Here is a 22,359-nt window from a genome sequence, read left to right as displayed (position 1 = left end):
CCCGTGTTGGCGACAGGCCGTAAAATTGCGTTTTTATTTTCCGGCGCTGACGCTGCCGATTCCCTGTACCGATTTATGGAAGGTGCGAGGATTGCCGTAGTAGATCAGCGAACCCATGCCTTCCACTACCGCATTCAGCAGGTCGCTCGCATAGACCTTGACGGTGCCGATGCCTTCGAATTCCACGTCAACGTGTTCGGCCTTGAGTTCCCTGGTATCGATTTGCCCCACACCCTGGGCTTTCAGCCTCAGCCATTTGATCTTGCCGCTGGCGGTAAGGCTGCCTGCACCCTGGTAGCTGATGTCAATGCGTTCGCCGTCGATGTTGCGCAGCGTGGCGTCGCCGGCGCCCTCCACTTTAAGCTGTCGCAGTGCGGGTAGCGTGATGGTGATCCTTGGGTCGCCGGAGGTGGACTTGAAATTCTTGTCCTTCAGGCTGACCATCAGTTCGCCGTTGACGACTTCGGTCACGAGATTGGCGAGGAATGTATCGCTGCCCTTGACGCTTAGCGTCTGCGCTTTTCCTGCTTCCAGCGAAATGCTGATGGGGCCCTTGCTATTGATCGCATTGAAGGCCGGCAGTTTGCGGACCTGTTCATCCGCAAGGGCAAGGGTACTGGAAAAAAACAGCGGAAGCAGGGAAAGAATGAATAGTCTGCGCATGGAATATCCTCTTGTTGAACCGGTGTAGTCGATAAAAGTCTGTTGCGCGGGTTGTGCCTAACCTAGCCTGCGGTGGCGCAGCAGGACCTGTTCCTTGTCCCGGAAATAGCCTGCCAGCTGTTCCACCATAAACACTGAACGGTGCTGGCCGCCGGTGCAGCCGATTGCCACGGTCAGGTAGCTGCGGTTGTCTTTCTTGAACATTGGCAGCCATTTTTCGATGAAGCTGCGTATATCTTCATACAGATCGAGCGCCATCTGCTGGCTCTTCAGAAACTGGATGACGGGTTCATCGCGTCCGGTCAGTGCGCGCAACTCAAGATCGTAGTAGGGATTAGGCAGCATGCGCACATCGAACACGAAATCGGCGTCCAGCGGTACGCCTATCTTGAAGGCGAAGGATTCAAACATCAGCGTCAGCGGCGAATGCTGTATCTGTATGACATCCTTGACCCATTCGCGCAGCTTGTTGGCGCTGAGGTTGGAGGTGTCGATGACATGCGCGAGCGATTGTATTGCCGCCAGCATCTCGCGTTCTTCCTGTATGCATTCGGTCAGGCTCAACCTGTCCGTCAGCGGCTGGTCCCGTTGCTGGCGGTGTGACAATGGATGGCTGCGGCGGGTTTCGGAGAAGCGGGCTACGAGCGATTCGGTGCTGGCAGTCAGGAACAGTACCTTGACTTCGTGGCCGTCCCGGCCCAGCTTGGCAATGGTGTCCGGCAGGCTGGTCAGCAGGTGCGCGCTGCGCGAGTCGATGGCCATGGCCGCTGACTCGATGCCTTCGCCCAGCAGCGTGGTAATCAGTTCAGGCAGCAGGCTGGGGGGCAGGTTGTCAACGCAATAGTAGCCTGCGTCTTCCACGACATTGAGTGCTACCGATTTGCCGGATCCAGAGATGCCGGAGATAAGGAGTATGCGCATGGAATAGTAGTCTCGATGGTTTGCATTGCACTTGATGTAGCCTGACGCGAGCCAGCGTCATTTTTGCCTGGGCTTCTTATAGCCCAGGCAATATTATGCTCCAGATGAGGCGTTGCAGGCTATGCCGGACATCAATTTTCCGGCAGCGCTCATCCTGGCCTAAGGCTCCATTTCGTCATTCATTGCGCGGCGCTGGCGTTCCATGAACTCCTGCAGCGTGTCGATGCCGCGCAGTTGCAGGATGGTATTGCGCACCGCTGCTTCCAGCAGTACCGCGATGTTGCGGCCGGCAGCTACCGGGATCACCACTTTCTTGATCGGCAGGCCCAGTACTTCCTCCGTTTGCGAGTCTATCGGCAGGCGTTCATAATTTTCTTCCAGCGTGCTGCGCCTGACCAGGTGGACGATCAGTTTCAGCCGCATCTTCCTGCGCACCGCGGTTTCGCCGAAAATCGCCTTGATATCCAGCAAGCCCAGTCCGCGCACTTCCAGCAGGTTTTGCAGCAGCTTGGGGCAGCGGCCTTCTATCATATTGGGCGCGATGCGTGAAAACTCTACGGCATCGTCGGCCACCAGCCCATGGCTGCGCGAGATCAGTTCCAGCCCCAGTTCACTCTTGCCCAGGCCGGATTCGCCGGTGATCAGCACGCCCACGCCCAGCACATCCATGAACACGCCGTGCATCGTAATCTGTTGCGCCAGTTTTTTCGACAGGTACACGCGCAGGAAATCGATCACCTGCGCCGCCGGCAAGGGCGTGGAGAACAGCGGGATATTATTGTCATCGCACACCGTCAGGAACTCCGGCGGAGAATCCAGGCCCTGCGCCACCATCAGCGCAGGCGGTGCGCCGGCCACCAGCTCTTTCAGCAGGTTGGCGCGCGAGTTGGGGGAGATGCGTTTGTAGTATTCAATTTCCTGGTGCCCCAGCACCTGTATGCGGCCCGGGTGGATCAGGTTAAGGTGGCCCACCTGGTCGGCGGATGAAGTGGCGTCGCCGGTGATCTGCTTGTCGCCGCCGGAAAAGCCGGCAAACCAGCCCAACTGCATGGAATCCCGATTGTCATCGTAGATTTTTTGGATCGTCAGTTCGGTCAGCAATGGCATAGTGGCTAGCGGCAGGAATAGGAAGGGTAGGCAGGATGAAGGGCGGGCGCTACGGGGCGGGGCGCATGGCGGACGCTGAACGGCGGCGCAGCCGCGCCATCAGCCCACAGACTGCAGGTTGGGCTGCCAGGAAATGATCTTGTCGTGCACGGCGGCGGCATCCGGTTCGCTGCTCAGCAACGCACGGAAGGCCTCATTGGATAACATTTCCGCAATTTCGGACAGGATTTCGAGGTGCTGCTGCGTGACATTGTCCGGCATCAGCAAAAAAATCAGCAGATTGACGGGTTCGCCGTCCGGCGATTCAAACTGTATGGGTTCCGCCAGCCGCACAAAGGCGGCGATAGGCGCTTTCAGGCCCTTGATGCGGCCATGCGGAATCGCGACCCCATGGCCCAAGCCTGTGGAGCCGAGTCTTTCCCTGGCAAACAGATTGTCTGAAACAACGGAGCGGGCAATGCTGCAATTATTTTCAAATAATAGCCCTGCTTGTTCAAATGCCCGTTTTTTGCTGGAGACCTCAAGATCGAGCAGCACGTTGCCTAAGGGCAGTATTTTTGCAATATTCGTCATGATACGAAACCAGTAAAGCGGAATGGTGCGGCGCACAAAATATGCGTCTGACAAATTATAGGCTTCTTTTGGGCCTATGCAAGTCTAATCAATGTTGCGATTCAGCATTTGCAGCCAGCAGTTTTTCAAATTCTTCCACCGGCACCGGCTTGCTGAAATAATAGCCTTGCATCTGCTGGCAGCCTGAATCTGTCAGGAAAAACATCTGTTCCGCCTTCTCTACACCCTCTGCGGTAACGCTCATGCCCAATGCATTTGCCATCGCAATGATGGCGTTGGTGAGGACGACCGAATCCGGGTTTTCCGGGATATCGCGGATAAATGAGCGGTCGATTTTCAGGTTGTCTATAGGGAAACGTTGTAAATACGACAGTGACGAGAAACCCGTGCCGAAGTCATCGAGCGAAATGCTGATGCCCAGCGCCTTGATCGCATTGAATACCGGCAACAACTGGTCGACTTCGCCCATCAGCAAGCCTTCAGTAATCTCCAGCTGCAAGCCTTCGGCGGGCAGCCCCGCATCTTCCAGCGCCTGTTCAATGAATTTGCTCAGACCTGGATCCTGGAACTGGCGCGGCGAAATATTGACGCTGACGACCAGGTCGGACGTGAACTTTTTGCGCCACAGCTGGGTTTGTTTGCAGGCCTGTTCCAGCACCCAGCGGCCTATCGGCAGGATCAGGCCTATCTCTTCCGAAATCGGAATGAACTCATTCGGCATGATGATGCCGATGTCCGGCATCTGCCAGCGTATCAGCGCCTCGGCGCCGACGATGCGCGAAGTTTTCAGGCAGATCTTGGGCTGGTAGTACACCAGGAATTCCTGGTCCTGCAAGGCACGGCGCAGGTTTTTCTCCAGCGCATAACGATGCTGCGCGCGCACGTTCAGTTCGGTGGTGAAGAATTGATAGTTGTTGCGGCCGGATTCCTTGGCGTAGTACATCGCCGAATCGGCACAGCGCAGCAGCGTGGCGCAATCGTCGCCGTCATGCGGGAAGACGCTGATGCCTATCGAGGTGCCAAGATAATACTCGTTTCCTTCGATATAAAAAGGCTCGCGGATACGGGCCAGCACGCGCTCTGCCATTTCCTTCAGATGCGCGGCATTATCGACGGCTTCCGCCACGATGACGAATTCATCGCCGCCCAGCCTGGCGAGCATGTCGCTGGTCCTGATGCAGGAGCTGAGGCGTGACGCCACATCTTTCAGCAGATTGTCGCCCGCGGAGTGGCCGGCGGTATCGTTGACGTTCTTGAAGCGGTCCAGATCCAGAAACAGCACCGCTACCCTGTGGCTGTTGCGCTTGGCGTTGGCCAGCGCATGCGACAGCCGCTGGTTCAGCTGGTGGCGATTGGGCAGCCCTGTCAGCGCATCGTGCGACGCCATATAGTGCAGCTGGCGCTGGGTTTCGCGCACCTCGGTGGTATCGGTGAATGAAATCAGCACCGCTGTGACAGCGTCCCTGGCGCTGTCAATGATGGGCATGACATTGACCAGCAGCCAGATGACGGAGCGGTCGCGCAACTCCATGCCTATCGACAAATTCATGATCGGCGCGCGGGTGCGAAATACTGCGGAAGCAGGATCGTCCCCGAGCTTTCTTTCCGAGCCGTCTTCATTGATGATGTGCTTGAAGTAGCGGTGGCGGCGGCCGGTGGAGTGGATGTCGGTAATTTTCAGGATACGCATCGCACTCGGATTGCAGGTCAGTATCTGCCCGCCGGGCGCGACGACCATGATGCCTTCGGTCAGGTTGGTGACCACGGAACGGTAGCGCTCTTCGCTTTCCGCCAGGCTCTGTTCCATCCGCTTTTTGTCGATGGCCAGTGCGATCAGGTCCACTGCATCCAGTATGCGGTTCTTTTCTGCTTCAGTCGGCAGGCGCGGCGCAGGATAATAAGCGGCGAAAGCGCCCAGCACCGTCTGGAAGGCCGTGATCACCGGCACCGACCAGCAGGCTTGCAGGCCATGTTTCAGCGCGATCTCGCGATAATCGGCCCACAAGGGATCGTAGGCGATGTCTTCAGAAAATACCGGACGGCCATGGTAGATAGCGGCGCCGCAGGAGCCTGAATTCGGGCCCACCGGCGCATTGGTGATTGCGTGCCAGTATTCCTCAGGCAGTGAAGGCGCCGCCCCGGGCAGCAAATGTTCGTCATCGGCATCAAGCAACATGATGGAGCAGATTGCGCCATTTCCCAGCAGCTTTTCCATGCGCCTGCAGATATCTTCAAGGATGCTGGGCAGTGGCCGGTCCAGCGCGACGGTGTTCAGCGCTTCATGGCCGGCAGGATTTTTTGCTGCGGCGAGTAAACTTTCTTCGTACACAGTTTTTTGCGCAGACGGGCCGCGCAGGCGGTTTTCCCGCGCACCCGTTTCGTGGACCGACAGTTGCAAGGCCGCCTGTTGTTCATGCATGAAGCGGCTGGCACGGATTTCCACGTTGACCAAGCTACCGTCCAGGCCGCGGCATTGGCCGATAACAGTGGACGGGCCTATGCGGTGCTGCAGCAGCCCCTGAAACATATCTTCGGCCTGTGCCAGGAAAGCTGGAGCGATAAACGCGCCGGGCTTCAGGCCCAGCAATTGCCGAGAATCGGAAGCCTTCAGCAGCGCGGCGCCGGCGGGATTGGAGAAAATCAGCTCCCCATCTACCAGAACGTAGATGGCGTCCGGGTTCAACTGGATCAGCTTGTCATGCCATTCGCTGTCTATTGTTGCCGGTGCCGCCGGTGGCTGTTTGCTGCGGCTCAAGGTGGAGATTGAGTTCACAGCGAGACTTGTCTATTTTGCATGAGATGCAGAGTGGGATAATCCCGGCTACCTTTTAAATAAATGCGAATAATTGCGCAATAAATATGAAATGAATACGAAATTAATACCAATGCGTTTACAGGGAACAAGTTATTGCCTGCCATTATCCGCCTAATAAGGACAGTATCTATTGATAAACAGGCAATATGACGTGGAAAAATGATCAAAACAGCGGAAATGCATCATTTTTGTCTGCTGGTACTTGGGAAAATGACGGTTTTAAGGGAGATCGAAGCGCATAAACAACAACAGCACATCGCCATTACCCTTGTTTTTGGACAGCCGCGGCACGTAAGAGGCCATCAGCTTGGTATCCCGGGTGCCTATGGATGCCAAAGGCAGCGCAATCGGGAAAGGCATTCCACCGAAGTAATCCTGACGGCTCATGAACATCGCTGTATAGCCGCCGGCTATTTCCCATTTTCCGCTCAGCGGCCGGGTCCATTGGTAGGCATACCCTGCCATCAGCTGCGGTTTGTAATGCGAGTCTTCTATGCCTAGCGCATAGACGATTTCTTCGTTGTCTTTGGCGTTGCGGCGGGTCTTGGCTACCCCGAAGCCCCAGGCGTCTTCGTTCAATTCCTTCAGACGCTCGCTGGAATAGGTGCCCCTTCCATGGCGCGCATAGCCGGATAGCAGAATGGACTGCCTGCCCTCGTCGACGATATCGCCTATCCTTTCGCTGCCTTTTTCCCAGAAGCTGATTTCCTCATCCGCTTGCTGCGCCATGGCCGGACTGCAAATGCCGGCAATGGCGACGGCCGTGAGGGCCGCCAGGCTTGCTGCTTTCAGTAATATTTTTCTTCCAGATAAAGTAAACATATTTTTGCTCTTTTTACTGACGCCAAATACGGTGCCGTCCAGTTTCCGTTCACTGTCGCGCGTTGCGGTGGTTGGATGGGCGCTGCGCAGTCGTAAAATTGCTGCGCCACGGATTGATGTCCAGGCCGCCGCGGCGGGTATAGCGCGCGTAGACGGACAGTTTTTGCGGTTTGCAGTGCTGCATGATGTCGTTGAAGATGCGCTCCACGCATTGCTCGTGAAATTCATTGTGGTTGCGGAAACCGATCAGGTAGCGCAGCAGGCCTTCCTGGTCTATCTGCGGGCCGACATAGCGTATCTGCACGCTGCCCCAGTCCGGCTGGCCGGTGACGAGGCAATTCGATTTCAGCAGATGCGACACCAGCACTTCTTCTACCGGTGCTTCCTGCTGGTCTGCTTTCAGCAGCGCGGGATCCGGCGTATAGGAATCCACCTCTATGTCCAGGCGGTCCAGCAGTAGACCGTCCATTTCCTGCATTGCCAGCTTGCCGAAATTTTCCTGCGTTGTCAGTGTTACCTGCACGCCAGAGCCGAAGCCGGCGGACAGGTCGGTCTGCAGCAGGTTGACCAGCGCTTCCGTGCCTGCCAGGCGGGTCTGGTTGAAGGAGTTCAGATATAGCTTGAAGGACTTCGATTCGACAATATTCGGCGAATCGGCCGGCACGCTGACCGACGCAATCGCCACTTGCGGTTTTCCTCGCAGGTTCAGCCACGACACTTCATAGGCGTTCCAGATGTCGAGGCCGAAAAAAGGCAAGGTGCCGGTAATGCCGATTTCCTGGCGTTTGCCTTCCCTGGAGATGGGGAATAGCAGGCTGGGGTCGTACTCTGCTTTGTACGTGGAAGGCTTTCCCAGTTGGGACAGTTCCGGCGTGCTTGGCGGCACAGAGGTGTTTGAGCTTGTAGTCATCGTTTTTTTTAAATTGCCTAGCGTGCTAAAACGCTCAGGCGTTGAGAGTCCTGAAGTTCCTGGACGGATTCCATTGTTGCGAATTTGCGTTCACAGCACCGTGCGCTAACGTACTCAATACTATTCGAGCAGTCCAGGCCACTGTAGGGAGCCAAACAGACGGGCCGTTTCCAGCCCGGCACTTTATCAAATATCTGTTCACATGCATGCGACAGCGAAAAGGCCGACAGGTTTCATGGCGGCCCTTGCAGGCCCTGAATGTTCGCCCCGCGTCGCGCCGGGCAGGGCGAGTATTGCAAACTGTTACAGTTCTGCTCAGCCCAGAAACAATTGATAGGCTGGGTTGCTGCTTTCGTCCCAATAGCGGTAGCCGAGCGAATTCAGGAATTCCTTGAAATCCTTCATTTCTTTTTTCGGCACCTGCAAACCCACCAGCGTGCGGCCATAATCGGCGCCATGGTTACGGTAGTGGAACAGGCTGATATTCCAGTTCGGCGCCATGCTGTTCAGGAAACGCATCAGCGCACCCGGCCGCTCCGGGAATTCAAAGCGGTACAGCAATTCATTTTCCGCCAGCACGCTTTTGCCGCCGACCAGGTGGCGTATATGCAGCTTGGCGAGCTCGTCGTTGGTCAAGTCCAGCGTGGGGAAGCCATGCTTGACGAAATTCTTCGCGATCTTGCCCGATTCCTCACGGTTGCTAACCTGTACGCCGACGAAAATATGCGCTGTCTTCTCATCGCTGATGCGGTAGTTGAATTCAGTCACATTGCGCGGACCGACCAGCTCGCAAAAGCGGCGGAAGCTGCCGCGTTCTTCCGGTATTGTGACGGCGAATACCGCTTCGCGCGCTTCGCCGACTTCCGCGCGCTCGGCCACAAAGCGCAGCCGGTCGAAGTTCATGTTGGCCCCGCAGGCGATAGTGACCATCGTTTCGTTCTTCAGGCTTTTCTTGTCGGCCTTGGCGCGTTCGATGTAAGCCTTGCAGCCGGCCACCGCCAGCGCCCCCGCCGGTTCCAGGATGCTGCGGGTATCCTGGAACACGTCCTTGATGGCGGCGCAGACGGCGTCGGTGTCGACCAGGATAATCTCATCTACATATTGTTTCGTTAAGCGGAAGGTCTCTTCGCCGACCAGCTTGACAGCAGTGCCGTCCGAGAACAGGCCGACGTCTGTCAGCGTAACGCGGCGGCCGGCCTTGATGCTGCGCGCCATCGCATCCGAATCCGTGGTTTGCACGCCGATGATCTTGATATCGGGGCGCACTGCCTTGACATAGGCGGCTACGCCAGAAATCAGGCCGCCGCCGCCGATGGCGACAAAGATCGCATGTATCGGTTCTGAATGCTGGCGCAGGATTTCCATGCCTATCGTGCCCTGGCCGGCGATTACGTCAGGATCGTCGAAGGGATGGACGAAGGTCAGCTTGTGTTTTTGTTCCAGCTTGATCGCGTGGTCGTAGGCGTCGGTATACGATTCGCCGTGCAGCACGATTTCCACATTGTCGCCGCCATGCGTCCTGACCGCATCAATCTTGACCGGCGGTGTCGTGGTCGGCATGACGATGATGGCCTTGCAATTCATTCTGGCGGCGCAGAGCGCCACGCCCTGTGCATGGTTGCCGGCCGATGCGCAAATGACGCCGCGCTTCAATTGGGCCGGGCTCAGATGCGCAATCTTGTTGTATGCTCCGCGCAGCTTGAAGCTGAACACGCTCTGCATGTCCTCGCGCTTGAAATAAATCCGGTTCTCCATGCGCGCCGACAGGCTGGGCGCATGCTCCAGCGGCGTTTCAAAAGCGACGTCATAGACGCGGGCGGTCAAGATTTTTTTAAGATAGTCGGTCGTCATAAAATGAATTTTGGATTGCAAATTTGCAATATAGGGCAATAAAAAACTGCGAGTCGGCGATAGTGGAATATAAACGTTGCCCGCTCATTATAATGGATGCATTTTACACAGTGGCAATACAGCATGATAGAAACTGCAGTACATTGGTTATTGGGTGTGCTGGCCTTGCCCAAGGTCGGCCTGACGTCGGTCTTCCTGATCAGCTTTATTTCGGCCACCTTGCTGCCGCTGGGCTCGGAGCCGGCGGTATTTGCCGTCATCAGAGCCAACCCGGCGCTGTTCTGGCAGGTGATCCTGGTAGCCACCATCGGCAACACGCTGGGCGGCATCGTCGATTACTGGATGGGTTACGGCGCCAAGCGGGTGTTTGCAGCGGAGCAGGAAGCGGCATGGTTCCGCTGGCTGCGCCGCTTCGGCGCCAAGACCATGCTGCTGGCCTGGCTGCCCGTGATCGGCGATCCTATCTGCACGCTGGCCGGCTGGCTGAAACTGCCGTTCTGGCCTAGCGTGATGTATATGGCAATCGGCAAATGCCTGCGGTATCTTGCGATGACTTACCTGCTGCTGGCGGTGCCGGATGGATTCTGGCGCAAGGTCGCCGAAATGCTCGGTTAAGTGGTTTCTCTTGCGGAATGGTAAATTAAATACCACTTCAAGCCACTTGCACAGGGATTTTTCATATACTGGCAGGAGTATCGTAAATTTATTGCGCCATTTCCCTCAGGAAATAGCCCAGGGTTAATCGCATACTCCTTGAAATTCACGAAAAGCGCAAATGACCTGCCGCCGAATAATCTCAGGTAAAACAGGCTTTTTCCCCTATTTATGCCGTAAAAAGTGTAAGGCTGTTACGGCGTGGTGCATCGCAATACGCTAGAATGAATCTTTTAGAGGTGCCCCAGCAGTTTGCCGGAGGTCCCTTTCTCCCCGCCAGTAGAATTGCAGTTTTCATGCAGGACTGTGCAGCAGCGATGGGGGGTAAGAACTTCGGACGCCAGGAACCCCAGCCGCTTCAAAGACCACAAACCTACTGATGAACGCTCCAGCACAAATTCAGGCTCTACTCGCAGATGCGCCGCATGGCGCCGTACCCACCCGCGTCAGGGAAATTCCGTATAACTACACGTCCTTTTCCGACCGTGAAATTGTTATCCGCCTGCTGGGCGAAGAATCCTGGCAGTTGCTGGATACGCTACGCGGAAAACGCCAGACCGGCCGCTCTGCGCGCATGCTGTATGAAGTGCTGGGAGATATCTGGGTCGTCAGGCGCAATCCCTACCTGCAGGACGACATGCTGGACAACCCGAAGCGCCGGCAGGACCTGATCGATGCGCTGAACCACCGCCTGCATGAAGTGGAAAAACGCCGCATTACGTCCGACGAGGCAGACGCAAACCCGGAAGAATCGCAGGCCCGCAGTGCCAGCGTAGAGGCACTGCTGCAGGCTGCGAGGAAAGCGGTCGCCGATTTTGCCGAAGAGTTCCGCCAGACCTACGACTTGCGCAAGCTGGCCAACCGCAAGCTGGCAAAGCATACGGCCAAGGACAATATCAAGTTCGACGGCCTGTCGCGCGTGTCTCACGTGACCGATGCCACCGATTGGCGCGTTGAGTATCCTTTCGTTGTACTGACGCCGGATACCGAAGATGAAATGGCCGGTCTGGTCAAATGCTGTATCGAGTTGGGGCTGACCATCATCCCGCGCGGCGGCGGCACCGGCTACACCGGCGGCGCGATCCCGCTGACGCCAATGTCGGCCGTGATCAACACCGAGAAGCTGGAACAGCTGGGCGAAGTCGAAATGACGGTACTGCCAGGATTGAGCCAGCCTTATGCGACGATCTATTCCGGTGCCGGCGTGGTGACCAAGCGCGTATCGGATGCGGCAGACAAGGCCGGTTTTGTCTTTGCGGTGGACCCGACCTCTGCCGAGGCCTCGTGCATAGGCGGCAACGTCGCGATGAATGCCGGCGGCAAGAAGGCTGTGCTGTGGGGGACTGCGCTGGACAACCTGGCTTCATGGCGCATGGTGGATCCGAACGGCGACTGGCTGGAAGTGACGCGGCTGGAGCATAACCTCGGCAAGATCCATGATGTGGAGGTAGCCAAATTCAGGCTGGAATGGACGCACCCTGGCGAAAAGGTGTCGTTCAGAACCGAGCAGCTGGACATCAAGGGCCGGGTATTCCGCAAGGAAGGCCTGGGCAAGGACGTGACGGATAAATTTCTCGCGGGTTTGCCGGGTATCCAGAAAGAAGGCTGCGACGGCCTGATTACATCGGCGCGCTGGATTTTGCACAAGATGCCCAAGCATACGCGTACAGTCTGCCTGGAATTTTTCGGCCAGGCGCGCGATGCCATACCGTCGATAGTCGAGATCAAGGATTTTCTTGATGCGGAAACCCGCAAGGGCGGCGCGATTCTGGCCGGCCTTGAACATCTGGATGAGCGTTACTTGCGCGCTGTCGGTTATACGACCAAATCCAAGCGCGGCGTGCTGCCCAAGATGGCGCTGTTTGGCGACATCGTTGGCGACGATGAAAACGCCGTGGCGCAGGCTGCATCGGAAGTGATCCGCATTGCCAATACCCGCGTCGGCGAAGGTTTTGTCGCCGTCAGCCCGGAAGCGCGCAAAAAATTCTGGCTGGACCGCGCCAAGACGGCCGCGATTTCCAAGCACACGAATGCGTTCAAGATCAATGAAGACGTCGTGATCCCGCTGAACCGCATGGGTGAATACACGGACGGCATAGAACGCATCAACATCGAACTGTCGATACAGAACAAGCTGGCGCTGCTGGACCAGTTGTCCGCATTTTTTGCCAAGGGCAATCTGCCGCTGGGCAAGAGTGAAGACGCTGACGGAGACGACATTCCCGCCGCCGAGATGCTGGAAGACCGCGTCAGCCATGCCGCCGAACTGCTGGACCTGACCCGCGCGCGCTGGACTTATCTGCTGGACCAACTGGATAAGCCCCTGGCCGAGGCCAAGGCAGAATTGCTGGCGCTGGGCCTGGACAAACTGGAGTTCGTATTTGACGAGCGCCTGCAGAAACAGCCGGATGCTACCGTATTCAGCATCGTGCAGGATCGTACCGTACGGGTGTCATGGAAGACCGAAGTGCGCGCGCACCTGCGCCAGATGTTCAATGGCGCTGCGTTCCGGCTGATACTGGACGAGTGCACGGCGATCCATAAGAAGGTATTGCGCAGCCGCGTATTCGTTGCTCTGCACATGCATGCGGGCGATGGCAATGTGCATACCAATATCCCGGTCAATTCCGACGATTACGACATGCTGCAGGTGGCGCATACCGCGGTTGCCCGCATCATGGTACTGGCGCGTTCGCTGGATGGCGTCATTTCCGGCGAACACGGCATCGGCATCACCAAGCTGGAGTTCCTGACGGAAGAGGAGATCAAGGATTTCCGCGATTACAAATTGCGTATCGATCCGGAAGGCCGTTTCAACAAGGGCAAGCTGCTGAACCTGCCCGATTTTGCCGCCGACCTGAGGAATGCGTATACGCCATCCTTTGGCCTGATGGGCCACGAGTCGCTGATCATGCAGCAGAGCGACATCGGGGCGATTGCCAACAGCGTCAAGGATTGCCTGCGCTGCGGCAAATGCAAACCGGTCTGCGCGACTCACGTGCCGCGCGCCAACCTGCTGTATTCACCGCGCAATAAAATCCTGGCGACATCGCTGCTGGTGGAGGCCTTTCTGTATGAAGAGCAGACGCGGCGCGGTGTATCGATCAAACATTGGGAGGAGTTTGAGGATGTGGCTGACCACTGCACGGTTTGCCATAAATGCCTGACGCCTTGCCCTGTCGATATCGATTTCGGCGACGTGTCGATGAACATGCGCAACCTGCTACGCAAGATGGGCAAGAAATCATTCAACCCTGGCACGGCCGGCGCAATGTTTTTCCTCAATGCGACCGACCCGGCGACAATCAATGCGACCCGCCAGGTCATGACGGGTATCGTGTTCAAGGCGCAGCGCATGGGCCACGACCTGCTGAAGAAGTTTGCAAAGAAACAGACCAAGGCGCCTCCGGCGTCGGTGGGCAAGGCGCCCATCAAGGAGCAGGTAATCCACTTCATCAACAAGAAGATGCCGGGCAACCTGCCGAAGAAAACCGCGCGTGCCTTGCTGGATATTGAAGACGACAAGATGGTGCCTATCATCCGCGATCCGAAGACGACCACAGCTGATACCGAAGCCGTGTTCTACTTCCCCGGCTGCGGTTCCGAGCGCCTGTTTTCGCAGGTCGGCTTGGCGACGCAGGCGATGCTGTGGAATGTCGGTGTGCAAACGGTGCTGCCGCCGGGTTACCTGTGCTGCGGTTATCCGCAACGCAGTGCCGGCGAGTTCGACAAGGCGGAGAAGATCATCACCGACAATCGCGTACTGTTCCACAGGATGGCCAATACGCTCAATTACCTGGACATCAAGACCGTAGTGGTGTCCTGTGGCACCTGCTACGACCAGATTCAGGGCTATGAGTTTGACAAGATATTCCCCGGCTGCCGCATCATCGACATCCATGAATACCTGCTGGAAAAAGACGTCAAGCTGGCCGGCGTCAGCGGCACTCGCTATATGTACCACGACCCTTGCCACAGCCCGATGAAATTGCAGGACCCGCTGAAGACGGTGAACGCGCTGATCACGACAGTGGACGGCCAGAAGGTTGAGAAGAACGACCGCTGCTGCGGCGAAGCCGGCACACTGGCTGCGTCGCGTCCGGATATATCGACGCAGATCCGTTTCCGCAAGGAAGAAGAAATGACCAAGGGCGCCGACAAGCTGCGCGCCGACGGTTTCACCGGCGAGGTCAAGGTACTGACGTCCTGCCCGGCATGCCTGCAGGGCCTGTCGCGCTATAACGACGACAACAGTACGCAGGCTGACTACATCGTGGTTGAGATGGCGAAACACATCTTGGGTGAAAACTGGATGCCGGATTATGTGGCGCGCGCCAACAATGGCGGCATAGAACGGGTGCTGGTGTAATGATGGACGGCTGCGAACTGTGTGATGCCGCGCTGGGAGATGTGGTGTTTTCCAGCGAGCGCTGGCGCGTAATCCTGGTGGATGACAGCAACTACCCCGGCTTTTGCCGCGTGATCTGGAACGGTCACGTGAAGGAAATGACGGACCTGCCGGCTGTGCAGCGCGCGGAGATCATGCAGGCAGTATGGGCGGTGGAAGAGGCAATCCGCGCTGTGATGCTGCCGCACAAAATCAATCTGGCCAGCTTTGGCAATATGGTGCCGCACCTGCACTGGCATGTAATTCCACGCTATCAGGACGACGCGCATTTTCCTCATCCTGTGTGGGCTGCGGCGCATACTGACATCGCCGACGTGTCGGCGCGGCGGACACTGCTGCCGGCCTTGCGCGCCGAGCTGGCAAGGCGGCTGCAGGCACAGGCGAACCAATAAACGAGAACATCATGACAGGCTCCAAACAAAGCGCTCCGGCGCCTATTCCCACCGCGTTGACGGTACGCACGCAGTCGCGCGTTGTTGAGGTCACGTTTGATGACGGCGCGCAATTTTCGTTGCCGTTTGAACTGCTGCGTGTCTATTCCCCTTCCGCCGAAGTGCGTGGCCACGGTCCCGGGCAGGAAACGCTGCAGACCGGCAAACGCGACATCACGCTGACTGCGCTGGAACCGGTGGGCCACTATGCGGTGCAGCCGCATTTTTCCGATGCGCACAATAGCGGGATCTATACCTGGGAATACCTGTACTGGCTGGGTGAGAACCAGCCCAGCCTGTGGCTGGACTACCTGAACCGGCTGGAAGCCGCCGGTTTTGACCGGGAAGCAGGACGGGACACTCCTATGGTGCAACAAGCCAGCGGCTGCGGACACCAGCACTAGCGCCTGTCATCAAAGCCTGCGCCCGGCACAACTGGCCGTCAAGCCAGCGCGCGGGCGCCCCCTAACGGCATATAGCGGCCGCTAAGCGGTCCAGCACACGCATATCCGGCGTGTTTTGATGGAAAATCTGGGATAATGCCCGCATTCCATAGGCGAAAATCATGACCAATACGACCCATTTCGGTTATACGACCGTAGAAGAAGACGAAAAAGTACATAAGGTTGCCGAGGTTTTTCATTCGGTAGCCGCTAAATACGATGTCATGAATGACCTGATGTCAGCCGGCCTGCACCGGGCGTGGAAGATATTCACGATCGCCCAGGCCGCTGTCCGCCCGGGTTTCAAAGTGCTCGACATTGCCGGCGGCACCGGCGACCTGGCGAAGGAATTCGTCAAGCAGGCAGGTTCTTCCGGCGAGGTATGGCATACAGACATCAACGAATCCATGCTCAGGGTAGGGCGCGACCGCCTATTGAATAAGGGCCTGATTACCCCCACCTTACTGTGTGATGCTGAGAAACTGCCTTTCCAGGACAACTACTTCGACCGGGTGACGGTCGCCTTCGGCCTGCGTAACATGACGCATAAGGACCAGGCGCTGGCGGAAATGCGCAGGGTGCTGAAGCCGGGTGGTAAGTTGCTGGTGCTGGAGTTTTCCAAGGTGCCGGCTGTGCTGCAAAAACCCTATGACGTGTATTCGTTTTCCGTATTGCCGTGGCTGGGGCAGCGTATTGCCAACGACTCCGAAAGCTATCGTTACCTGGCCGAATCAATTCGCATGCATCCCGACCAGGAAACGCTGAAGGGCATGATGCAGGAGGCGGGCCTGGAGCGCGTGCAATATTACAATCTGACGGCAGGTGTGGCCGCTTTACACACCGGTATTAAACTTTAAGCGCCTGCCGCTCATCATTGATGGATGCAGGCCAGGGCGGTAAATCATGAAAAAATTCTTTATAGCAATGATGGTTGTCGCCAGCGCGCTGGCGGTGACCGTGTCCGATGCCGATGCAAGGCGTCTGGGCGGCGGCGGTTCCATAGGCCGCCAGTCCAGCAATGTGTCACGCCAGGCTAGCCCTCCGTCCAATGCGGCCAGGCCCGCGCCGGCGCCCGCTGCTCCAGCGGCAAGCCCTAATGCACCGGTGCCGCCGCGTCCGGCCAGTCCATGGAAAGGCATAGTCGGTGGCCTGATCGGTGGCGCGTTGCTGGGTGCGATGTTTTCCAGCATGGGGTTCGGCGGTGCCTTGAGCAGCATGCTGGGCTCCATCGCGACGCTGGCGCTGCTGGCTGTTGTGGTCATGTTTATTGTGCGCATGTTCCGCAAAAACAGCCCTGTGGCTGCGGTGCCGTCCTATCCTTCAGCCCAGTATCAGCAGCCGGTCTATGCCGGATCTTCCTCCGCGGTGCCGGAAATAGGCTCGCGTATTGAGCCGCAGGCCTACGCTTACCAGGCGCCCGAACTCGCTGCCCCGGCGGCAGCCGGACCGTGGGGCGTGCCGGCCGATTTCGACGTGCCCGCCTTCCTGCGCAACGCAAAAACGTATTTCATTCGCCTGCAGGCAGCCTGGGACAGGGCCGACATCAACGATATCCGCGAATTCACCACGCCGGAAATGTATGCCGAAATCAAGCTGCAGATACAGGAGCGCGGCGCCAGCGCCAATGTCACCGATGTCGTTTCCATTGATGCCGAATTGCTGGGCCTGGAGCAGGTGGGTAACGACCATCTTGCCAGCATTAGGTTCTCCGGCATGATCAAGGAAGCTGCAAATGCGCCTGTCGAGCCTTTCAATGAGGTGTGGAACTTGTCCAAGCCGCTGAATGGACAAGGCGGCTGGGTGCTGGCGGGTATACAGCAGCTGTCGTAGCGCCTGCCGCTTACTGTAATGGCTGCTCCTGTATGATCCTGATTGCCTTTCAGCAGCCCCAGCTGTCGATAAGCTGTTAAACTTGAGACCGCCCATGCAAGCATGGGCGGTTTTTATTTAAGCGCCTATGATTCCACATTTAGCTATCACTTCCGTCATCAACCACCTGCTGGCACCCGAAGCCTGGGCCAGGGACAAGCTGCGCCAGCATGCCGGCAAGCTGGCGCATATAGACCTTGAATTATTTGCGGTAAGGCTGAAAGTCAGTGCCGACGGCATGGTGGAGGGCGCTTCGGCGGATGCGGCGTCGAATGTCAAAATCAGTATTCGGCTCAGCGATTTGCCGCTGATCGCACAAAACCGCGAACGCGCCTTTTCCTATGTCAAGGTGGATGGCGATGCTGATTTTGCCAATACGATTTCACAGCTAAGCCAGTCGTTGCGCTGGGAAGCTGAAGAAGACCTGGGCAAGTTGTTCGGTGATATTGCCGCGGTACGCATGGTCGCCGGCGCAAAGTCTGTCGCCCAGGCCGCGCGGGAAACCCATCAGAAGCTGCAGGAAAACCTGGCGGAATACTTCCTGGAAGAGCAGCCTATGCTGGTGAGGCCCGCCGCAGTGGCTGCACTTGGCAATGAGGTAAGCAGGATTCGTGACGATGTAGAGCGTTTGACCAAGCGCATCGAAAAACTGGAAAGGCTGCGCTAGTGCTTAAATTTTTGCGTTTGTTGAAAATCATCCGTATCGTGATCCTGTACGGCATTGATGAAATCGCCATCTCCGGGCTGGCCGTGCCGCGCCTGGCAAAACTGATCGACAAGCTGATCTTCTGGCGGGACATTTCCGCGCCACGCGGCGTGCGCTTGCGCAAGGCGTTGGAAGACCTGGGCCCGGTGTTTGTGAAGTTCGGCCAGGTGCTATCGACGCGGCGCGACCTGCTGCCGGAAGATATCGTCGACGAGCTGTCCAAGCTGCAGGACAGGGTGCCGCCATTTGATCCCGACCTGGCCATTGCGCAGATTACCAAATCCTTGGGCGCACATCCAGAACAGCTGTTTGCTGAATTTGAACGCATTCCGGTCGCGTCCGCATCGATTGCGCAGGTGCATTTCGCTGTACTGAAAGACGGCCGCAAGGTTGCCGTCAAGGTGCTGCGTCCCGGCATGAAGGCATCGATAGACAAGGACGTGGCGCTGATGCACGTTGCCGCCGGCTGGCTGGAAAAACTGTGGGCCGACGGCAAACGGCTGAAGCCGCGCGAAGTGGTCGGTGAATTCGACAAATACCTGCATGACGAACTGGACCTGATGCGCGAAGCCGCCAATGGCAGCCAGCTGCGCCGCAACTTTGCCGACTCCAAGCTGCTGCTGGTGCCGGAAATGTACTGGGATTATTGCTCTTCTTCAGTGATCGTCATGGAGCGCATGAATGGAATTCCGATTTCACAGCGCAGCAGGCTGCTGGATGCAGGCGTAGACATGGAAAAGCTGTCGCGCGATGGCGTCGAGATTTTTTTCACGCAGGTGTTCCGTGACGGTTTTTTCCACGCCGACATGCATCCGGGGAATATCCTGGTGTCTACCGACAAGGAAACCTTCGGCCGCTACATTGCACTGGATTTCGGCATTGTCGGCACGCTGACTGATTTCGACAAGGATTACCTGTCGCAAAACTTCCTGGCCTTCTTCCGCCGCGACTACAAGCGGGTGGCGGAGGCCCACATTGAATCCGGCTGGGCGCCGAAGGAAACCCGCGTCGATGAACTGGAATCCGCCGTGCGCGCCTGTTGCGAACCCATCTTCGACCGGCCATTGAAAGACATTTCATTCGGCCAGGTGCTGCTGCGTCTGTTCCAGACCTCGCGCCGCTTCAACGTAGAGGTGCAGCCGCAACTGGTGCTGCTGCAAAAGACCCTGTTGAATATCGAGGGACTGGGCCGGCAGCTGGATCCCAACCTGGACTTGTGGAAAACCGCCAAACCTTACCTGGAGCGCTGGATGAGCGACCAGGTCGGCTGGCGCGGTTTGCTGGAAAAACTGAAGGCCGAAGCGCCGCGCTATAGCCATATCTTCCCGCAGTTGCCGCGGCTGGCGCATCAGGCATTAACGCTGGCCAGTGAACCTCGGCAAGATACGGCAGTGTTGGCCAGCCTGCTGGCCGAGCAGAGGACCACCAACCGGCTGCTGCGCATCGTCATCTACTTCGGCGGCGGCATGATCGCCGGCGCACTGGTAGCGCAGTTGCTGCTTCATCTGTACTACATGTAGCAAGGGGCAAAGCCATGGAACCGTTCGATACCCGCGACCCTACCGCCAGCAATTTCTGGGATGAACGCTTCCAGCGTGCCTTCACACCTTGGGACAAGGGCGGCGTGCCGCAGGCGTTGCAGGAGTTTGCGAGGCAGGCATCGCGGCCCTTGGTGACGTTGATCCCGGGTTGCGGCGCCGCCTACGAGGCGGTGTTTCTTTCCGAATCCGGCTGGGATGTGACTGCCATCGATTTTTCCGCCGCCGCAGTGGCAACCGCCAAAGCCGCTGCCGGCAAATGGGCGGAGCGCATCGTGGAGGCCGATTTTTTCAGTTTCAGGCCTGCGCATAGCCTGGACATGATCTATGAGCGCGCCTTCCTGTGTGCCTTGCCGCCAAAGATGCGGCCGGCCATCGCTGCGCACTGGGCAGAATTGCTGCCCTCCGGCGGCCTGCTCGCCGGTTATTTCTTTTTTGATAATTCTCCGAAAGGTCCGCCATTCGGCATTGCCGAGCAGGAGTTGGACGAGTTGCTGCTGCCTGCGTTTGAATTGCTCGAAGATGCGGCAGTAGCGGATTCGATTCCTGCATTTCAGGGTAAAGAGCGCTGGAAAGTGTGGCGCAGGCGCTAATTTGGCGGCAGAATCGATTTATTCGCATCTGCCTGCAATTGCTTGGCTTTATAATTGCCCGCAGCAAAATGTTGCGGGTTTTTTTATTGCGAGCCGGGATATCCAGGCCGCTTCCTGATCGTTTGACCATCTGGCCGTGTGGCCGTTCTTCTAGCTAATACTCTCATGAACACTCTGATCTGGTTTGTCGTGCTTTATTGGGTTATCTCGGTAGGCATAGGCCTGTACGCTGCCCGTTACGTGAATAATTCCAAGGATTACGCGATCGCAGGACGCGCGCTGCCCATGTATGTGGTCACTGCCACCGTATTCGCGACCTGGTTCGGCTCTGAAACCGTGCTCGGCATCTCGTCCACCTTTGTCAAGGAGGGCTTGCGCGGCGTGGTTGCCGATCCTTTCGGTTCTTCGCTGTGCCTGATCTTCGTCGGCCTGTTCTTTGCCCGTCCGCTGTATCGCATGAATCTGCTGACGATAGGCGACTATTACCGGAACAAGTTCGGCCGCGCCGTTGAAGTGCTGGTCACGATCTGTATCGTCGTTTCTTATCTGGGCTGGGTGGCGGCGCAGATCAAGGCGCTGGGGCTGGTGTTCAATGTGGTATCCGGCGGCGGCATCTCGATGAATATCGGCATGATGATAGGGGCCGCCAGCGTCCTGGTGTACACCTTGATGGGCGGCATGTGGTCGGTGGCAATCACCGATTTCATCCAGATGATCATCATCGTCATCGGTATGCTGTATATAGGCTGGGAAGTGTCCGGCATGGTCGGCGGCCCCGGCACGGTGATTGCGCACGCAGCCAATGCCGGCAAGCTGGAGTTCTGGCCGGCGCCGACCGGCAAGGAAATGCTGTGGTTCTTCGCTGCCTGGATCACGATGATGCTGGGTTCGATTCCGCAGCAGGACGTATTCCAGCGCGTAGCCTCGTCCAAGAACGAGCAGATTGCCGGCCGCGCTTCGGTGCTGGGCGGCGTGCTGTATTTCTGTTTTGCCTTCATCCCCATGTTTCTGGCTTATTCGGCAACATTGATCGACCCGAAGATGGTGGAAAGCCTGATCGACAAGGATTCACAACTGATCCTGCCTACGCTGATCATGACCAAGGTGCCCATTTTTGCGCAGGTAATGTTCTTCGGCGCCTTGCTGTCGGCGATCAAGAGCTGCGCCAGTGCGACGCTGCTGGCGCCTTCGGTAACTTTTTCGGAAAACATCCTCAAAGCCATGTTGCCCAAGCAGAGCGACAAGCAGTTCCTGTTCATGATGCGTGTGGTTGTGCTGGTGTTTACGGCAATTGTTACCGTGTTTGCAATGAATACCGGTTCCAGCATCTACAAGATGGTGGAAAATGCGTACAAGGTCACCCTGGTGGCGGCATTTGTGCCGCTGGCGTTTGGCCTGTACTGGAAGCGTGCCACCAGCCAGGGCGCGCTGGCCTCCATCGTGCTGGGCTTGGCCGTCTGGATCATCCTGGAAATGGTCGCTCCCGAGGGGTATTGGCCGCCGCAACTGGTGGGCGTGCTGGTCAGCCTGGCCGGCATGATCTTGGGTTCGCTGCTGCCGCAGTTTGTCAGGAACCCGGTAGCGGCCCATGCTAATTCGGTGTAAAGCGGTGCAGTGCGCAAATTTACCCAAAAAACCTTTATAATTCAGGGTTTTATCAGGTTTTTTTGGGGCGAGAGATGCCGATTTATGCTTACCGCTGTGAAGAGTGTGGTTTTGCCAAGGATGTCTTGCAAAAGATGTCCGACGCGCCACTGAGTGATTGTCCCCATTGCGGCAAGGCCAGCTTCAAGAAGCAGGTAACCGCGGCCGGTTTCCAGCTCAAGGGTTCAGGCTGGTACGTCACCGATTTCCGCGGCGGGAACAACGCCGCCGCCGGGGCTTCCGCACCTGCCGTCAATACCGGCGGCTCGGAAGGTTCCGAAGCGGCTTCTTCGTCCAAAGACAGTTCCGGTTCTTCCAGCTCTGCCGGTTCTTCCGGCACAAGCGACAGCGCCGGCACGGGCTCCACATCCGGCGGCAGCGACACCAAAGCGGCCTGAAGCATGGCGTGCA

Annotated in this window: 19 protein-coding genes; 11 read left to right on the top strand and 8 right to left on the bottom strand. The window is 57.4% G+C overall.

The features are described 5' to 3' along the window. Positions 1-33: 33 nt before the first annotated feature. From ACO0LO_RS12780 to ilvA, 8 genes are all read right to left on the bottom strand, one after another. Positions 34-663 (bottom strand): head GIN domain-containing protein, encoded by a 630-nt coding sequence (locus tag ACO0LO_RS12780; RefSeq protein WP_422964600.1) that lies wholly within the window; start codon positions 661-663, stop codon positions 34-36. A 57-nt stretch (positions 664-720) separates the two neighbouring features. Further along, a complete protein-coding gene (gene rapZ / locus ACO0LO_RS12775; protein ID WP_422964599.1) occupies positions 721-1,584 on the bottom strand; it encodes an RNase adapter RapZ in 864 nt (287 codons plus the stop codon). 159 nt (positions 1,585-1,743) lie between these two features. Next, positions 1,744-2,691 carry an HPr(Ser) kinase/phosphatase gene (gene hprK, locus ACO0LO_RS12770; protein ID WP_422964598.1) on the bottom strand — a complete coding sequence of 316 codons (948 nt, stop codon included), beginning with the start codon at positions 2,689-2,691 and terminating at the stop codon, positions 1,744-1,746. A 99-nt stretch (positions 2,692-2,790) separates the two neighbouring features. Next, the gene (locus ACO0LO_RS12765) at positions 2,791-3,264 is read right to left on the bottom strand and encodes a PTS sugar transporter subunit IIA (protein WP_422964597.1); all 474 of its coding nucleotides are present in this window, start codon (positions 3,262-3,264) and stop codon (positions 2,791-2,793) included. 88 nt (positions 3,265-3,352) lie between these two features. Then, positions 3,353-6,037, bottom strand: a complete 2,685-nt coding sequence (locus tag ACO0LO_RS12760) for a putative bifunctional diguanylate cyclase/phosphodiesterase (RefSeq protein WP_422964596.1) — start codon at positions 6,035-6,037, stop codon at positions 3,353-3,355. 261 nt (positions 6,038-6,298) lie between these two features. Next, positions 6,299-6,901 carry a hypothetical protein gene (locus tag ACO0LO_RS12755; RefSeq protein WP_422964595.1) on the bottom strand — a complete coding sequence of 201 codons (603 nt, stop codon included), beginning with the start codon at positions 6,899-6,901 and terminating at the stop codon, positions 6,299-6,301. A 49-nt stretch (positions 6,902-6,950) separates the two neighbouring features. Then, positions 6,951-7,811, bottom strand: a complete 861-nt coding sequence (gene queF / locus ACO0LO_RS12750) for an NADPH-dependent 7-cyano-7-deazaguanine reductase QueF (protein WP_422964594.1) — start codon at positions 7,809-7,811, stop codon at positions 6,951-6,953. A gap of 315 nt (positions 7,812-8,126) precedes the next feature. Next, positions 8,127-9,662 (bottom strand): threonine ammonia-lyase, biosynthetic, encoded by a 1,536-nt coding sequence (ilvA, locus tag ACO0LO_RS12745; protein ID WP_422964593.1) that lies wholly within the window; start codon positions 9,660-9,662, stop codon positions 8,127-8,129. Between the two features lie 123 nt (positions 9,663-9,785). Between ilvA and ACO0LO_RS12740 the strand changes: the two genes are divergently transcribed. The 11 genes from ACO0LO_RS12740 to ACO0LO_RS12690 all read left to right on the top strand — a co-directional run bounded on the left by ACO0LO_RS12740 (position 9,786) and on the right by ACO0LO_RS12690 (position 22,346). Next, positions 9,786-10,277: a YqaA family protein gene (locus tag ACO0LO_RS12740; RefSeq protein ID WP_422964592.1), complete on the top strand. Its 492-nt coding sequence runs from the start codon at positions 9,786-9,788 to the stop codon at positions 10,275-10,277. Positions 10,278-10,695: 418 nt separating this feature from the next. Beyond that, on the top strand, positions 10,696-14,685 hold the full coding sequence (locus ACO0LO_RS12735; RefSeq protein ID WP_422964591.1) for a DUF3683 domain-containing protein: 3,990 nt from the start codon (positions 10,696-10,698) through the stop codon (positions 14,683-14,685). 2 nt (positions 14,686-14,687) lie between these two features. Beyond that, positions 14,688-15,116: an HIT family protein gene (locus ACO0LO_RS12730; protein ID WP_422964715.1), complete on the top strand. Its 429-nt coding sequence runs from the start codon at positions 14,688-14,690 to the stop codon at positions 15,114-15,116. 11 nt (positions 15,117-15,127) lie between these two features. Next, positions 15,128-15,559, top strand: a complete 432-nt coding sequence (locus ACO0LO_RS12725; protein ID WP_422964590.1) for a gamma-butyrobetaine hydroxylase-like domain-containing protein — start codon at positions 15,128-15,130, stop codon at positions 15,557-15,559. 161 nt (positions 15,560-15,720) lie between these two features. Further along, positions 15,721-16,455: a bifunctional demethylmenaquinone methyltransferase/2-methoxy-6-polyprenyl-1,4-benzoquinol methylase UbiE gene (gene ubiE, locus ACO0LO_RS12720; RefSeq protein WP_422964589.1), complete on the top strand. Its 735-nt coding sequence runs from the start codon at positions 15,721-15,723 to the stop codon at positions 16,453-16,455. Between the two features lie 46 nt (positions 16,456-16,501). Next, positions 16,502-17,428 (top strand): Tim44 domain-containing protein, encoded by a 927-nt coding sequence (locus ACO0LO_RS12715; RefSeq protein WP_422964588.1) that lies wholly within the window; start codon positions 16,502-16,504, stop codon positions 17,426-17,428. Between the two features lie 127 nt (positions 17,429-17,555). Beyond that, entirely contained in the window at positions 17,556-18,134 is a 579-nt protein-coding gene (locus ACO0LO_RS12710) for a ubiquinone biosynthesis accessory factor UbiJ (RefSeq protein ID WP_422964587.1), read from the top strand. Further along, a complete protein-coding gene (gene ubiB / locus ACO0LO_RS12705) occupies positions 18,134-19,693 on the top strand; it encodes a ubiquinone biosynthesis regulatory protein kinase UbiB (protein WP_422964586.1) in 1,560 nt (519 codons plus the stop codon). The genes ACO0LO_RS12710 and ubiB overlap by 1 nt, the downstream gene beginning before the upstream one ends. Before the next feature lie 14 nt (positions 19,694-19,707). Further along, positions 19,708-20,304, top strand: coding sequence for a methyltransferase domain-containing protein (locus tag ACO0LO_RS12700; protein WP_422964585.1), 597 nt, complete (start codon positions 19,708-19,710; stop codon positions 20,302-20,304). Positions 20,305-20,469: 165 nt separating this feature from the next. Continuing rightward, a complete protein-coding gene (locus ACO0LO_RS12695) occupies positions 20,470-21,909 on the top strand; it encodes a sodium:solute symporter family protein (protein ID WP_422964584.1) in 1,440 nt (479 codons plus the stop codon). Between the two features lie 74 nt (positions 21,910-21,983). Then, the gene (locus ACO0LO_RS12690; RefSeq protein ID WP_422964583.1) at positions 21,984-22,346 is read left to right on the top strand and encodes an FmdB family zinc ribbon protein; all 363 of its coding nucleotides are present in this window, start codon (positions 21,984-21,986) and stop codon (positions 22,344-22,346) included. Positions 22,347-22,359: the final 13 nt, after the last annotated feature.

It is taken from the genome of Undibacterium sp. TJN25 (assembly GCF_049339885.1).
GTDB lineage: Bacteria > Pseudomonadota > Gammaproteobacteria > Burkholderiales > Burkholderiaceae_D > Undibacterium.
Note: the sequence above shows the minus strand (reverse complement) of the source record. Positions and strands in the feature narration are given on the sequence as shown.

Coding starts and splice junctions, on each gene's coding strand:
- ACO0LO_RS12740 (WP_422964592.1), top strand. CDS start 9,786: ATGATAGAAACTGCAGTACATTGGTTATTGGGTGTGCTGGCCTTGCCC.
- ACO0LO_RS12725 (WP_422964590.1), top strand. CDS start 15,128: ATGACAGGCTCCAAACAAAGCGCTCCGGCGCCTATTCCCACCGCGTTG.
- ACO0LO_RS12730 (WP_422964715.1), top strand. CDS start 14,688: ATGGACGGCTGCGAACTGTGTGATGCCGCGCTGGGAGATGTGGTGTTT.
- ACO0LO_RS12765 (WP_422964597.1), bottom strand. CDS start 3,264: ATGACGAATATTGCAAAAATACTGCCCTTAGGCAACGTGCTGCTCGAT.
- ACO0LO_RS12780 (WP_422964600.1), bottom strand. CDS start 663: ATGCGCAGACTATTCATTCTTTCCCTGCTTCCGCTGTTTTTTTCCAGT.
- rapZ (WP_422964599.1), bottom strand. CDS start 1,584: ATGCGCATACTCCTTATCTCCGGCATCTCTGGATCCGGCAAATCGGTA.
- ACO0LO_RS12735 (WP_422964591.1), top strand. CDS start 10,696: ATGAACGCTCCAGCACAAATTCAGGCTCTACTCGCAGATGCGCCGCAT.
- ACO0LO_RS12715 (WP_422964588.1), top strand. CDS start 16,502: ATGAAAAAATTCTTTATAGCAATGATGGTTGTCGCCAGCGCGCTGGCG.
- ACO0LO_RS12755 (WP_422964595.1), bottom strand. CDS start 6,901: ATGTTTACTTTATCTGGAAGAAAAATATTACTGAAAGCAGCAAGCCTG.
- ubiE (WP_422964589.1), top strand. CDS start 15,721: ATGACCAATACGACCCATTTCGGTTATACGACCGTAGAAGAAGACGAA.
- ACO0LO_RS12690 (WP_422964583.1), top strand. CDS start 21,984: ATGCCGATTTATGCTTACCGCTGTGAAGAGTGTGGTTTTGCCAAGGAT.
- ACO0LO_RS12700 (WP_422964585.1), top strand. CDS start 19,708: ATGGAACCGTTCGATACCCGCGACCCTACCGCCAGCAATTTCTGGGAT.
- queF (WP_422964594.1), bottom strand. CDS start 7,811: ATGACTACAAGCTCAAACACCTCTGTGCCGCCAAGCACGCCGGAACTG.
- hprK (WP_422964598.1), bottom strand. CDS start 2,691: ATGCCATTGCTGACCGAACTGACGATCCAAAAAATCTACGATGACAAT.
- ACO0LO_RS12710 (WP_422964587.1), top strand. CDS start 17,556: ATGATTCCACATTTAGCTATCACTTCCGTCATCAACCACCTGCTGGCA.
- ilvA (WP_422964593.1), bottom strand. CDS start 9,662: ATGACGACCGACTATCTTAAAAAAATCTTGACCGCCCGCGTCTATGAC.
- ACO0LO_RS12695 (WP_422964584.1), top strand. CDS start 20,470: ATGAACACTCTGATCTGGTTTGTCGTGCTTTATTGGGTTATCTCGGTA.